Below are 15,031 nucleotides of genomic sequence, written 5' to 3' on the forward strand. Positions count from 1 at the left end.
ATTCCAGAGCTAGGTTTTATATTAGAAACCTTTCTTCAATAACCTGAACTTAATCATTTTCCACCCTTACCTGATTGGGGAGTAGAGAACTTGGGCAGTGTTACCTTCGACCAGTCGATATCCGATGCCATATAGAAGGACGGATAAGAAGGCTGGTTGTAACCGCTGTTCTGTCCGGCAATACCCACGCGGTACATGGCGTCATGCATCAGCGTGTACAGCTTCCGGTCTGTCTTCTCCGTACTCAGATAGATGCGGATGGCCGAGCTGTCCTCGGTTCTCACCAGCATCTCTTCCCGCCAATCCCCGAAAATATCGGCCACCAGAGAAGGCGTGCCTTTGGTGTGATTGTTGGTTAATGTGCCTGTGGCGGTCAGCAGCGTGCCGCGATTCCAATCCTTGATGGTTGGCGTGACATCAATCGCGCCGTCTACGATCTGAGTGGTCATATCTGCTGCCCAGCGAATATTCATATTCGTGCCAGGCGCCTTATCACTTATTTTCTCACCACTGGCTGTCCACAATCCTACAGCCCATGTCTCCAAGCCTGGGCGAGTAGGGTCTACATCCCCTACCATCCCGCGCCCGGTATCTTTCCCTGTATAGCCGCCATAGATGACTTCTCCCGTTTTGGCATCCCGCAAGGAATAGCCATATGGAGCCCACGGACCGCCTTCATGTACCATGAAAATTTCAAGTCCCGGACGGTCCGGATCAATATCTGCCACATGCAGTGCATCCCCATGACCCAGGCGGGCAATCGTTCCCGGTGCAGCACTTTCGGCAGGCATCAGGTCCGTTGAGCTGTACAGCACACTGCCATCATGATCGATCGTGGCCGAACCATAAATAATCTCCTGCTTACCATCTCCATCGACATCAGCCACACTGAAATAATGAGCGCCTTGAGTCGTAATGGAGCCGTACTCCGGATCTGTGCCGTCTACACCATGTGGTCCGTCGTTGAACGGATTTTTCATCGGTGTCCAGCCACTGTCCACTTTCCATTCGCGTTTGAGCTTTTTGCCGTCCCAGTTATAAGCAACCATCGTCGAGCGTGTATAGTACCCGCGTGCAAAGACAGCAGATGGCTTCTTGCCATCCAGATACGCCACGCCTGCCAGGAAACGATCCACCCGGTTACCCGGCTCGATCCGTGCCATGGCATAATCGCCCCACATCAGACCATCATCATGGCGTTCCGGCTCGTAAGGAATGGTCTCGAGCTCTTTGCCGGATTCCCCTTCGAACACGGTCACATACTCAGGTCCATCTACGATAAAGCCTTCGAATTTGCGCAGCTCGTTCTTGTCACTGCGGCTTGGCGCATAAACATCGATGAAATAATCAGCCAGACTCTCGGCATCCTGCTGGGACAACGGATAGGCATACTTCTTCTCTATGCCAAAAGCCTCCTCCAGCGTAGCAGGCCAGTTCCCCTTCACAACCTCCTCGTGTTTGTGCCAGTTTTTGAACATGTCGACCACATGATCATAGTAATCCTCAGCACTTAAACGATAGTCGTCTTCGTTGGAGTATCCTGCTTTGCGGTCTTCTTTTGGCAGCGTTATATATTTCTCGGACGTCACTTTTCCTTTTTGGTTATATTTGATAATCTTGGTTCCCGGAGCGGTCTTGAACATCAATTCTGCCTTGCCATCTCCGTCAAAATCATAAACCAGCATCTGTGTATAGTGAGCACCCGCACGGATGTTGACCCCGAGATCAATCCGGTACAACAACTGGCCGTCCAAGGTGTAACAATCGACGTACGTTTTACCAGTGTAGCCTTTTTGAGATACATCCTTGGCGTTGGAAGGGTCCCATTTGACGAAAAATTCATATTGGCCGTCTCCGTCCACATCACCTACGCTCATGTCATTCGCGGAGTACGTGTAGGCTTCGCCAGCAGGTGTAACCCCATCAGCGGGTTTTTGCAGTGGAATATCCATATAGCCACTCGCCCACGGCTTGACGGAGCTGCTGCGCTTGCTTTCCTTTCCCTTGCTGTTAACAGCGGCTACTTCATAGCGGGAAGACGATTTTCCCGCGGGATCGATATAGTTCGTACTATCCGTAACGGTAGCAATCTTCTTGCCATCGCGGTACACGTTGAAGTTCGTGCCTGTCAGCCCTTTGTCGCTGTACCCCGTTGCCTCATCCCCAAGTAACCTCCAGCTTAGAAAAACACCTTCGGACGTGGATGCTGCCACCAGCCCCCGATCCAAATATTCGAGCTGAATCTCTTTCAACGAACCGCCCCCCTTGTGTGATTGAAGGCTAGCCTCTGCTGCACTGCTGCCATTCGAAGCTGCTGCTCCGCTTGTCCCCGCGGTTCCCGCAATAAGCAAAGCAACGCTGAGCGCCGAGGATAACACCTTGGCTGCAAGCGGCATACGCACCTTCCGGCGATTGGTCTGTACACGGGGAAACTCTTCCTTATGTACCCTTACTGTTGTTTTGGAATTCATCAACCTTCACTCTCCTTGAGACAGAATAGGTGATGCTTATCTTATTTTTGAACAGAACAGGTCGCCACAACATAATGATTGCGCTTACAAAATTAGAGTCGATCAACCACTGAATCGACATCCAGAGCGCTGTCCTCCTTCCATTCCTCATTCAATTCTAAGCAGGCATTCCCGCCCGACGGGTACTATTATAGACATCCTTTCCGCTGTGACATAGGCAAATATCCGTTCAAAACGATCAATATTCAGTGTTTTATTGAGACTTATTTCAAAAAAGTCCCCTCTGTTCTTATTGCAACCGTTCCGGCTACGAATCGTTCTTCCGCCGATCGCTGTTATTCCCAGAATCGACTTCGTCACTAGGCTCCAAGTGTTACAAGTTAGATACAAGTTCGGTGCGCTTTGGAGACATCCTCTCGCTATACTGACAATCATATCGCACCAACCGGAACGGATATGCAGACGGTAACCAAAGGAGACCCCCATCACATGAACAGCGCAACAATTAACAACGCTTATATTAATTATAAATCGGATATCACTCGGTACTTATCCCATCTCGTCAGGCAGCCTCAAGATGCAGAGGATCTGACGCAGGAATGCTTCATTCGGCTCATGAACGTTCACGCAGACATCCCTGAAGATCGACTGCTCTACTATCTCAAAAAGATTGCTTATAACCTCGCTCTGGACACCTTCCGCAAACGAACGCGGACCATGAAGCGGGATAGCAGGCTTGACGTGCCAACGTACCACTATGACATATCCGAACTGGAGATCACCGAGAGTGTCAACGATCTCTTCTCCGTCATCAGTAATCCCGAACATCGCAAAATCCTGGAGCTGCGCGTCATTCATGGATACAGCATCAGGGAAACCGCTCAGCTCATCAATCGCAGTGAAGGCATGATCAAGTCTTCGGTATTCCATGCCGTGAATCGCATACGTGCCAAAGTCATCTCCTAAAAGATGGCTTTTTTCATATTATGCTAAGCAAAAATATACAGAGGATGTAAGCTTTTATCGTATATTCACTTTTTGACGTATGACTAATGGCTCAATTTTACAAAACTCGAGGTATTTTTTACAAATTGTTATGACTATGTGAGATTTTGGTGTGATAAAATATGGACGAACTTATGAATCAACTAATATTTGGGAGGGATTTGGTTGGGTAAATTGACAAGCATGCGCGGAGTATGGTTAAAATCACTCCTTGCATTGTCCATGGCTTTACCGCTTCAGGTCGGATTATGGCATGGAAATGCTGCTGTTCACGCAGAGGGTCCAACGGATCCGGCACCGTTCATCCAGGCGAAAGTGGTGAACGAAAACGCCGGCAAAAAGGTATTGTTCGATAACTCGCATGGTCAGACAGCCGGAGCTGCAGACTGGGTTATTGATGGCGGATTCTCGGACTTCGGTAATGCACTCGCAAATGACGGGTACTACGTGAAGGAACTTCGAAAAACAACTCCATTTACCTATGATGATCTCAAGGATTATAACGTTTTTGTTATTGCAGAACCCCAAATTCCTTTCAAAACTTCAGAACAGGCTGCACTGAAGCAATACGTTGAATCAGGCGGCAGTATCTTCTTCGTCGGAGATCACTATAACGCCGACCGCAACAAAAACCGCTGGGATGGCTCTGAAGTCATTAACGGCTACCGTCGTGGAGCGTACGAAGACCCAGCTAAAGGCATGAGCACAGAAGAACGTAACTCCGCAGCCATGCAAAATGTAGCCAGTACAGACTGGTTGTCCGATAATTTTGGCGTACGTTTCCGCTATAACGCACTTGGCGATATCGACGCAAACATCATTGTCCCGGCAGATCAAGCCTTCGGGATCACGGAAGGAGTATCGGCTGTAGCCATGCATGCCGGATCTACTCTCGCTATTACTGATCCGGAAAAAGCAAAAGGTATCGTCTACCTGCCAAAAACCAATGCAAAATGGAATAACGCGGTGGATCAAGGCGTTTACAACGGCGGCGGGATTGAAGAAGGTCCTTACGTAGCCGTATCCAAGCTGGGCGCGGGTAAAGCAGCCTTCATCGGAGACTCCTCCCCAGTAGAAGATGCATCTCCTAAATATTTGCGTGAAGAGACAGGTGCACGCAAAACAACCTATGATGGTTTCAAAGAAGCTGACGATGCTGCGCTGCTCGTTAACACAGTGAACTGGCTTGCTACGCAAGAAAACTATACCGATTTTACCCAGGTAAACGGTTTGGAACTGGATAATCCAACTGCATTGCTCGCATTCGAGGAACCAGCAGCTTCCACCGAGCCACAGGCTGAGCCTTGGGCTGCACCCGCTGCAGGCTACAAATGGTATGACAGCTCCACCTTCAAGCCAGGTTCCTATGGCGGACCTGCTTCCAGCGCCAATGCTTCTTACAGCTTCGTGAAACAGGATACACTGCCTAACGCAGAGGACTTCCAGATTCGCGTTGTCGTGGAAAACATGCCTGCCAATACAACTGTATCCGGGTACAGTGCAGGAATTTATCTGACTGGTGGAACTCAAGTAGCGATGATTCAGAATGAGAGCGGCACTTGGCCTACTTCCTATGGCTACAGCTCCACATTCAGCGTCACTTCCGACAGCAAAGGCCGGGCGATCAAGGATCTGAACGTTCGCATCAAGCCAGGAACTTCCGGTGCAGCGAACTTGCGTCTTCGCCTGAACGGCAGCAACCTGATCACCAATGCCGTGACCATCGGCAACGTTCCAGCCGAGCAGCTTCCTGAAGAGGAAGGACCGATTCCTGCAGCCATTACCATTGCTGAAGCACGTTCCAAAACAGCCGGAACAACGGTAACTGTTGAGGGCGTTGTAACTACCGAACCAGGCGCTTTTGGCGGACAGTCCTTCTACTTGCAGGATGAAACTGGGGGACTGTATGTCTTCCAGAGCACAAGCGGTTTCCATGCCGGAGACAAGGTTAAGGTTACTGCAGCTACGGCGCTGTATAACTCCGAGTTCGAACTGACTGACATTGTTGCCATCGAGAAAACAGGAACAGCGGATATCCCGGCTCCTGTTGAAGCAACGACAGTAACGGATAATAATCAAGGACAATTAATCCAACTGAAAGACGTAACCGTTGAAAACGTGGTCAGTGCAACACCTGTTGGATCGTTTGAATTTGACGCAGTTGCAGCGGACGGGACAAGCACTCATGTACGTGTTGATACACGCACAGGGGTAACCGAATCGAGCTTCCCTTATGCAGCAGGTGACAAAATCAATGTTACCGGTGTCGCTGCCATCTTCAGGGATGTATATCAATTGAAACCAAGAAACCTGAATGATTTTGCTGCTGCTGAGGAAGAAGGCGGCGGTGAAGAGCCTTCGATTCCTTCGGCGGGTGCACCGGGTAAACCCGTGCTTTCCTCCAATAATGGCCATACCAATGGTCTTCTTGAAGGATCCTATACCGTTACCATGAACCTCTGGTGGGGTGAAAACGCAACAAGCTACAAATTGTACGAAGACGGCGTGTTGATCGATTCGCAAACGCTGACCAGCGCTTCTCCGCAAGCACAATCCGCTAAAACGACGATTACAGGCAAAGCCAACGGTACCTATACGTATGTGGCTGAGTTGACGAACTCCAGCGGTTCCACTCGCAGTGAAGTACTGACGGTTCAAGTTGCCAATGCTGCTCCAGGCAAAGCAGTCCTCTCCCAGGACAACTGGGATGGAGATGGCAGCTACAAAGTAACGATGAACCTCTGGTGGGGTACAAATGCAACAGAGTATCGCCTCTATGAAAATGATGTATTAATTGATACTCAAGCCTTGAAAGCTGCAACACCATCTGCTCAAAGCGCGGCAACAGACCTGTCCAGTCGTGCCAACGGAACGTACACGTACCGTGCTGAGCTGGTGAATTCAGCCGGTGTGACAAGCACCGAAACGATTACGGTTCAAGTTACCAAAGCACTGCCTTTGGCTAGCTAAGAGATATAGAAAAACCGAAACCAACCGTTGCCTTAATGCCGGGCAACATGGTTTCGGTTTTTTTTATTTTATTCATACATGTTGTGCTGACTTACTGAGCTAATCTGTATTCATCGCTTCATGGATATGAGAATCATACTTCCCCAAATTGCCATCCAGTGCATAGTGAATAACGATTACATTATTTTTTTGGTATTTACCGATATTTGTTAAAGAGGTTATTGTGAAGCTTGCTTGTTCAAGTGCCTGCTTCGCCTGTTTGGCCGAATTGAAGAAATAAACAAATACAGTATCACGATCCTCTCCGTTCTGAGAAATGCTCATCTGAAATGGAACTTTGCCCTGCATGTCTATACTCGTTGAAGGCTCCATCGTCTCAACTTTTAATCCCTGCTCTTCAAGTGAAGTTATAAAATGTTCCAGAAAATCATCCTCAACAATAAGCCTTTCATGCCCTCTACAGCCTATACATATGGCCAGCAAGACAACAACGCCTACAAAGATGGCCGATCTCATAGTTCCACCACTTTTTAAATATAGAAACGAGAATGAACTCAAAATGTTGCAAACCTTAAGGGAACATTGGAATCAAAGATTTAGTTAAAACAAAAAAAAGACTACCCGTGCATTTATATTTCAACACGTGATAGCCTCTTATAGACCAATAAACCAAGAATTCTACGATTAGTTACACCAGCTTCTTCCGGATATACCCCGAGATCAGGTCAATGATCGTGATCATCACGATGATCCCCAGCAAGATAATCCCTACTCGCGGCCAGTTCCGCGTGCTGAGTGCGAAGATCAGCGGTGTACCAATTCCCCCTGCCCCGATAACCCCCAGAATGGTTGCAGAACGTACATTAATCTCGAAGCGATACAACGTGTAGTTGAGGAATCCAGGCAATACTTGCGGCAGCACGGCAAACCAGAGCTGCTGCATACGAGTCGCTCCGGAAGCGAGCAACGCTTCTGAAGGACCATAATCGATATTTTCCACTTCATCCGCGAACAATTTACCCAGCATCCCGATGGAATGCAGTCCAAGCGCGAGTACACCCGCAAAGGAACCCGGTCCTACAGCCTTGATAAAAAGCAAAGCCATGATGATCTCAGGAAAGGTACGGATGAAGCTCAGCACCATTTTCCCTGCACCCGATATGCCGCGGAAACGGCTCATGTTTCTGGCAGACCAGAAAGCAAACGGAATACACAGTACAGCTGAAATAACGGTTCCCAGGATCGAGATCGCCAGCGTGTCCAGCAGTCCCCGCAGCAAATCCTCACCTTCAGGCAAATAGACAAAGTCCCAATCCGGCGAGAAAATCCCGGCAATAATCGCCTTCATAATCTGTCCAGCTGTTTCCTTGAGGCCCGTAAACGGTACACCTGCCAGTGCCCAGGCATATACCAGGATGAGCAGCAACACAATGACCCAGCGAAGCGGGTTCTTTCGAGGTTTGCGCCGAATGACGCTCGTTTCATTTTTCATCATAACAATTTCTCCCGCAGCTTAGTACTTACATAATCAATGATCAGAACAATAACTAGGGTAAAGAGAATGATCACGCTCGTTTTGTCATATTCCAGGAATCCAAGTGTTGCTTCATAGTACAGTCCAATACCGCCTGCACCTACCAATCCAAGGATGGCAGCCGCACGCACATTGATCTCAAAGGCATACAGAACATAGGATGTAAACTGGGCAGCCAGTTGTGGTACCACACCATAGACGATCAGTTGAATCCGGTTCATGCCAACAGCCGTCATCGCTTCCAGCGGTCCCTGATCAATCGTTTCCAGCGTTTCATAGGTCAGCTTGGCAATCAGTCCGACGGAGAATACGGCAAGTGCCAGAATACCCGGGATTGGGCCGAGACCGAACACAGCAACAAACAGTGCAGCGAGTAGCAGATCGGGCACGGTACGAATCAGATTTAGTACAAACCGGGCCGGATAGTAAATCCAGCGGCTCGGCATCAGGTTGCCTGCACAGATAATCGAAACTGGAATGGCAATAAATGCGCCGATGGTGGTGCCAATCAGAGCCATACGAATGGTCTCCAGCATGCCCTGAACAATGTTGTCAAAGTAAGTCCACCGAGGTGGAAACATTTCCTTTATCAATTTCCACATTTCGGGGAATCCTCCAAACAGTTCGCCGAAGCTCGCATCGGTCTGTTTGGCACTGGCCCACAGCAGCAGCAAGATGATAACTAGCGTAAGCAGATGTTTGGTGCGGCCGGGTGGCTTGGGACGATTAACCACCTGCCCTGGTCCTGAACCGGGCTCCTTCCCCGCTCCCGTTAGTGGTGTATGAAGTGAAGCGCCAGACTGCCCCTTCATACCAGTACTTCTCCCTGCTCGGTTACAGCCTGTTTGTCCAACAATTCGTCTGCGAGAATCGGTCTGCCATAGATCTCCGCAAAGCGCTCATCTGTCGCCTCTTCCACAGGACCGTCAAAGACCACTTCACCTGCACGCAAACCGACAATACGTGTCGCATACTCCCTTGCCAGATCAATAAAGTGAAGGTTAACGATGGTCGTAATGCCGAGATCCTGATTAATGCGTTTCAAGTCATCCATGACTTGTTTGGTGGTGAGCGGGTCTAGTGAGGCAACTGGTTCATCTGCCAAAATAATTTTCGCTTCCTGTGCGAGCACTCGGGCGATGGCCACCCGCTGCTGCTGTCCTCCAGACAGCTGATCTGCACGGGAATAAGCCTTCTCTGCAATGTTCACGCGTTCGAGCGCTTCGAATGCAAGTTCCGTATCTTCTTTTGGAAAACGGCCCAGGATGGTACGCATCGTGGAATGATAACCTACGCGTCCCGCCAGTACGTTACGGAGCACGCTGGAGCGTTTAACCAGGTTGAAACTCTGGAAGATCATGCCGATATCCCGGCGAATCATGCGTAATCGCTTGCCCTGTGCCTTCGTAATGGAACTGCCGTTAATCAAAATCTCTCCCTCGCTGATATCATGAAGACGATTGATGGAACGCAGCAGTGTGGATTTACCCGCACCAGACAAGCCGACTACTGCAATAAATTCACCCTGTTCAAAGGTAAGATTGATATTATTCAGCCCTTTGGTGCCATTGGCGTACGTTTTGGTTACGTTGCGAAGCTCAATCATGACATTAATCCTTCTTTCATTAATAGAGTTCTAATTCGTTGCAGGCAGTAACGGGACAAGCCAGCGCAGCGTATATCACGCTGAACTGGCCTGTCCGCACTGCGAATACATCTGTTACATTCATTGGAAACGAATGACACCATCTACATATTTCAAATGTCTACTTGTAACAAAGACTACTCGGTTTTTACTTTTTCTCCGTATTGACGAACGATTTCGAACTTGCTGTCATCAGACTCTACATAACCTTCGTGTGTATAGATTTCCTTGATGATTTCATGCCCTTCCGGATCTGTACCAATGTCGATGAACGCCTGTTTGATTTTGGTTGTCCAGTCCGCATTCATGTCTGTACGTACAGCGATCGTGTCGTTAGGAATTGGCTCTGTGAACGCCAGTACACGTGTATCTTCAAATACCGTTGGGTAGTCTTTGGAAACCGTGTTACGTGCATCTTGGAAAATAGCTGCTGCATCAACGTCACCGTTCAGTACAGCAATAACACCTTGGTCATGACCTTTTACCGTTACAGGAGTTACGTCTTTCAATGGATCAATGCCTCTGTCCAGCAGCAGACCTGCCGGCCATACATAACCTGCGGAAGAAGTTACGTTTTGGTAGGCGATCTTTTTACCTTTCAGTTCTTCAATGGATTGAATCGGTGAATCTTTTTTCACGATAAACATGGATTTATAGGAATCAGCCAGTTCTTCCGTCGGAGCACCTGTCTCATCATTTACGCCAAAACGTTGTGCCTGCAGAATAACTTGTGCTGCACCTTTTTCTTTTGCCAGTACATAAGCCGTTGGTGGCAGGAAGCCCACGTCTACTTTATTGGAAGCCATCGCTTCGATAATTGTGTTGTAGTCCGTGGATACGCTGACTTTTACCGGAATGCCCAGTTTGTCGCCCAGCAATTTCTCAAGCGGTTTTGCTTTGGCTTCAAGCGTGTCTGCATTCTGGGATGGAACGAACTGTACAGTCAACTCAGTTGGTACATACCCTTCGGCTTCTTTTTCTGTTTCTGCCGTTTCGGTAGATGCACCGGAAGCATTGGAGCTCGAATTCGTCTCGTTAGCCGAACCCGTTGTACTGCTAGACCCACAAGCACTTAGAAACAGAACCAAAATCAACAATGGTAAAAATAAAGCGGACTTCTTCAAGCGAACACCCTCCAAAGAGTTTCTATTTTTCAATACTTGTCTACTATAATTGGCAAATATTTGCGCGATGTGAAACGAAATTTGGAGTTTTGTAAAGTTTCCTGTCAGGCTGTCAGACGAAGTTTCATCTGTTAGAATAGGCTCATTATGGTTGAAGATATAGGTACAGAGGCTGATCTTCACTCGTTAATCATTGGCAAAACAGCCTGTGATTCCATATATTCATATTTATATATTAGAGGAGATTGTAAAATGACATCCGTAACCCGCACGTCTAATTTCGACATCCTGTTCACCAGTGATCTTCACGGGGCCATCCGTCCCATTCATTACAACACCAATGCGTACCGTCCCGCAGGTCTTGCCCTACTCGCTTCGCTGATCCGCAAGGAGCGCGAAGGTTCACCCGAACTCATGCTGGTGGATAACGGGGATTTGCTGCAGGGCTCTCCCTTGGCATCCTATGCAGCTTCCTTGGATGCGGATAGCCATGTTCATCCCTTTATCACGGTTCTGAACGAACTGGGCTATGATGCTGCCGTGATGGGCAATCATGAATTTAACTATGGTCAGGAGTTGCTGCGCGGAGCCGTTGAAGCCTCCAAATTCCCATGGTTATCCGCCAATATTGTAAGCAGCGAACAGCCGGATGTACCCGCGTATGGCCCTCCTTATCTCATCAAGACATTATCTTCGGGTGTGAAAGTAGCTCTGCTTGGTGCAACCACTCACTATATCCCGAACTGGGAGCATCCGAAGAATATAGAAGGCTTGCAGTTCCTTGACGCATTGGAGACCATTCGGAAATGGGTTGCTTACATTCACGAGCATGAGCGGCCGGACGTAATGGTCGTCAGTTATCATGGCGGATTTGAGTGTGATCTGGAGAGCGGTGAGCCTGCCGAACGGTTAACCGGAGAAAACCAGGCCTATGCCATCTGCCGTGACATCGAAGGTATTGATGTACTCCTCACGGGGCATCAGCATCGCCAGCTTACCGCCGATATTCATGGCGTGACTGTCATACAGCCAGGCTTCAGCGGAAATGGTGCAGGACATGTATCCGTTCAGTTAGCAAAGCATTCAGACGGAACGTGGAAGATTACGGGGAAAGAAGCTCGTTTGCTACTTCTGGATGAGAACAGCCATGTACAGCCCGATGCTGTTGTCATGGATCTTACGGAAGACTTGGAAGCTGCAGCTCAAGCATGGCTCGATCAGCCGATTGGCGACGTAGCCGGGGACTTGTCCATCAACGATGTCACTGCTCTGCGGCTCGCATCTCATCCTTTTATTACCTTTGTACACCAGGTACAGATGGAAGCAACCGGAGCTGAAATTTCCAATACGGCACTGCTCAGTGAAGAAGCCCGCGGCTTTGGCCCCCGCATTACGGTGAGGGATGTGTTATCCAATTTTATATACCCCAACACATTGACTGTATTGGAGCTAAGCGGTCAGGACATTCGGGATGCGCTGGAGCAAACAGCACGCTATTTTGAATTGAACGCTTCCGGTGAAGTGGTGGTCAATCCGGCCTATATGACTCCGAAACCGCAGCATTACAACTATGATATGTGGGCAGGGCTTGAATACGAGCTCGATATATCGAAGCCTGTGGGGAGCCGAGTGGTTGGACTGGAACGTGAAGGTAAACCGCTTAATACGGAGGGGACGTACTCTGTCGTGATGAACAGTTACCGTGCGGCAGGTGGTGGAGATTACGCCATGTATCCTGGCAAAAAGGTATTGCATGAAGGCGCCACAGATATGGCAGCACTGGTTGAGGATTATATTCGCAGACATCAACCACTAACCGTGGAGCAGGTGAATAACTGGTGGGTTGTTGGGTCGTAAGGGGGAATTACTGCTTATGTCGGTGGACTCGGGCAGGGATTTAGGAGGCTTTAGCATACAAGCGAGCATGCATGCTTGGTTGTATGCTTGTTTCTTGTTCTTAGGAACCTAGGACGTCTTATTTGTCCCCCCGACCCTCTTTTATAATTGTAAGGAACACCAGACACGCTATTTCCTAAAAATGTGACGATTAACGCGATATACGGCTCAACATCTTATAGTAACGTGTCTCAGGTTCCTTGATTACTGTAATTGCTTTAAACTCCTGTATAACGTGTCTTCGATTCGTTAGCGCTCAACCCTCTGCTCAAAACCGTAATCGTAAGCGGGTGGGATGAGCCATGACATGGATGCTCAAAAGGGACGTCCCGTCATATTCATGACCACGAGACAGCCCCTCTTCATTATTCAATCCATATTCGCCTGTACGGTTAAGTTGTTACATTCATCAAACCTGCTCCTATTATAATGTAACCAATGCCCCACGCTCATCCGCCGAGCGCATCTCGGCTTCAATTAACTCAAGCGTGCCTATTGCACTTTCCGGTGTACATACAGATACAGGCGTACCAGCTTGAACAGACTGGATAAAATATTTCAGTTGGTGATAATATCCCGAGTCGGGTGACAGCTCAGCGACGAAACCGGGAGCATTATTCGGATTCACTTTTAGATCACCATTCTCAAAGACCACATTGCCCTGCTCCAAATTAACGCGATACGTCATGGAGAAACCGTAGTCTCCCCCCAGCGTCCAGTCGGCTTGGGCATTCAGCACTTTTCCATCAGGGTATACATAGTTGGTGGAGACCGTATCATAGCCGCTTCCCGGAATAACGTTGCGAGCCAGCGTGGATACTTGATCCGGTTTGCCAAACACCCAGTGAATAATATCCGCATCATGAATGTGCATATCTAATATGCAGCCACCGCTTTTCTCGCCATCCAGAAACCACTCTTGTGGCAGACCTGAACCCCGGAAGAAGTAACCTGCGTTTACCGCTCCATAGCGGCCGTCTTCCACAACGGATTTCAGATAAGTATAGGCTGGCCAGAAGCGTAAACATTGACCAATCATCAGTGTTTTTCCTGTCTCCTTGGCCGTCTGTGCCATCTTCCAGCCTTCCGCCGAATGACGCGCAACCGGTTTTTCACACAGCACATGATAGCCTCTCTCCAGCAAGGAACACGTTAGTTCAGCATGCAATGGTGTAGGCAGCGTAATATCAATGATATCCAGTTCCTCTTGCTCCAGCATCGCGTCGATATTGTCGTACAAACGATACGGTGTGAGATCATATACCTCTTGCTCTGTTGCCATATTTCCAGCTGCTTTACCGTGCTTCAGTTCCTCTATTCTCAGATCGCAGATGGCTACCAATTCCACGGGTTCCCCTTCTGAGGTGAGGCGTACATAGTTGTCAAAATGCATACGTCCCATAAACCCAAAACCGATCAATCCCACTTTTAACATATCTCTACCTCCCATATCAAAATAGAATTAACATTCTAATAAACGTTGTTATCCGAATTTATTACTGAGAACGTCCAAGAATGGCATCCATCGCTTTGGATGTATTGAATATGATCTGCTCCGAATGATGAGTGTAAGGCGGAATCATCTCGGCTGTCACATAGTTGTCGTAACCAATGGCCTGTAGTGCTTGCATCACCGCTGGATAATTCACATCACCTGCCAGCAGATCCACAAATCCATGAAGTCCTCCCGCTTGACGGCGGTAATCCTTGAAGTGCACCTTCTTGATCCGATGAGCCAGAATGCGAACCCACTGCTCCGGGTAACCATTCTGCACGACATTGCCCACATCGAAATACGAACCTATATACTCTGAGCCAAAAGAATCAATAAAGGTACGCAGTTCTAGCGGTGACACCAGGAATTTGTTCCATACATTCTCAATACCAATGGATACGCCGGTACTTTCCGCATAAGGCAGCAGGTGCGCAATCGCTTCCTGCGCCCGCTCGTAGGCGGCTTCATAATCGGTCACTTCGCTGTCTGGAATGAAATCCACACCAACGGCACCCGGAATGACCAGAATGGTATCCACACCAAATGCTGCGGCAAGCTCCAACTGTTTTTTACACACATCCAGTGCTTTCGTGCGAATCTCCGGACGGGCGCTCGTCATCGGGTAATCCCAGTACAACCCGGTTGCAAGTCCCGCGATTTCGAGTTCAGCTTCCTCCAGACGTCCCTGAATGTCACGAACCTCCTGTTCTGTGGCAGACAGACTCAGTTCACCTTCTCCATTAAGCGATAGTTCAATCCCCTCAAAGCCAGCTGACTTCGCTGTCTGAATACAATCCGTGATAGAGGCATCTCCTGGAAACGACCATATATTAATCCCTTTTTTCAATCGAATACCCTCCTTCAAAATATAAAAAAACCGGTTCTTCAGCA

At 48.6% G+C, this 15,031-nt stretch carries 11 protein-coding genes; 3 read left to right on the forward strand and 8 right to left on the reverse strand.

The genetic code is table 11. The features are described 5' to 3' along the window. Positions 1–53 precede the first annotated feature (53 nt). Positions 54–2,396 (reverse strand): rhamnogalacturonan lyase, encoded by a 2,343-nt coding sequence (locus tag ABIC22_RS04825; RefSeq protein ID WP_354485852.1) that lies wholly within the window; start codon positions 2,394–2,396, stop codon positions 54–56. A 564-nt stretch (positions 2,397–2,960) separates the two neighbouring features. On the opposite strand from ABIC22_RS04825, the gene ABIC22_RS04830 reads away from it, so the two are divergent. After that, positions 2,961–3,437, forward strand: coding sequence for an RNA polymerase sigma factor (locus ABIC22_RS04830; RefSeq protein WP_354478820.1), 477 nt, complete (start codon positions 2,961–2,963; stop codon positions 3,435–3,437). A 204-nt stretch (positions 3,438–3,641) separates the two neighbouring features. After that, entirely contained in the window at positions 3,642–6,446 is a 2,805-nt protein-coding gene (locus ABIC22_RS04835; protein WP_483312529.1) for a chitinase N-terminal domain-containing protein, read from the forward strand. Positions 6,447–6,545: 99 nt separating this feature from the next. Here ABIC22_RS04835 and ABIC22_RS04840 read toward each other — a convergent pair whose 3' ends face one another. From ABIC22_RS04840 to ABIC22_RS04860, 5 genes are all read right to left on the reverse strand, one after another. Next, the gene (locus tag ABIC22_RS04840) at positions 6,546–6,962 is read right to left on the reverse strand and encodes a hypothetical protein (protein ID WP_354478823.1); all 417 of its coding nucleotides are present in this window, start codon (positions 6,960–6,962) and stop codon (positions 6,546–6,548) included. A 172-nt stretch (positions 6,963–7,134) separates the two neighbouring features. Continuing rightward, positions 7,135–7,941 carry a phosphonate ABC transporter, permease protein PhnE gene (phnE, locus tag ABIC22_RS04845; protein ID WP_095361135.1) on the reverse strand — a complete coding sequence of 269 codons (807 nt, stop codon included), beginning with the start codon at positions 7,939–7,941 and terminating at the stop codon, positions 7,135–7,137. Continuing rightward, positions 7,938–8,792 carry a phosphonate ABC transporter, permease protein PhnE gene (gene phnE / locus ABIC22_RS04850; RefSeq protein WP_354478826.1) on the reverse strand — a complete coding sequence of 285 codons (855 nt, stop codon included), beginning with the start codon at positions 8,790–8,792 and terminating at the stop codon, positions 7,938–7,940. Before phnE (ABIC22_RS04850) ends, phnE (ABIC22_RS04845) begins: the two co-directional genes overlap by 4 nt. Further along, entirely contained in the window at positions 8,789–9,586 is a 798-nt protein-coding gene (phnC, locus tag ABIC22_RS04855; protein ID WP_354478829.1) for a phosphonate ABC transporter ATP-binding protein, read from the reverse strand. The genes phnE (ABIC22_RS04850) and phnC overlap by 4 nt, the downstream gene beginning before the upstream one ends. A gap of 176 nt (positions 9,587–9,762) precedes the next feature. After that, complete coding sequence (locus tag ABIC22_RS04860; protein ID WP_354478831.1) at positions 9,763–10,749, reverse strand: phosphate/phosphite/phosphonate ABC transporter substrate-binding protein; 987 nt, start codon at positions 10,747–10,749, stop codon at positions 9,763–9,765. 252 nt (positions 10,750–11,001) lie between these two features. Here ABIC22_RS04860 and ABIC22_RS04865 point away from each other — a divergent pair, with 252 nt between their 5' ends. Further along, positions 11,002–12,606: a bifunctional metallophosphatase/5'-nucleotidase gene (locus ABIC22_RS04865; protein WP_354478834.1), complete on the forward strand. Its 1,605-nt coding sequence runs from the start codon at positions 11,002–11,004 to the stop codon at positions 12,604–12,606. Between the two features lie 463 nt (positions 12,607–13,069). Here the strand turns inward: ABIC22_RS04865 and ABIC22_RS04870 are convergent, their stop codons facing one another. Next, entirely contained in the window at positions 13,070–14,080 is a 1,011-nt protein-coding gene (locus ABIC22_RS04870) for a Gfo/Idh/MocA family protein (protein WP_354478837.1), read from the reverse strand. A gap of 61 nt (positions 14,081–14,141) precedes the next feature. Further along, positions 14,142–14,987 carry a sugar phosphate isomerase/epimerase family protein gene (locus ABIC22_RS04875; protein WP_354478840.1) on the reverse strand — a complete coding sequence of 282 codons (846 nt, stop codon included), beginning with the start codon at positions 14,985–14,987 and terminating at the stop codon, positions 14,142–14,144. Between the last annotated feature and the right edge of the window lie 44 nt (positions 14,988–15,031).

Origin of the sequence: Paenibacillus sp. PvP094, assembly GCF_040546835.1 — a bacterium.
GTDB lineage: Bacteria > Bacillota > Bacilli > Paenibacillales > Paenibacillaceae > Paenibacillus > Paenibacillus illinoisensis.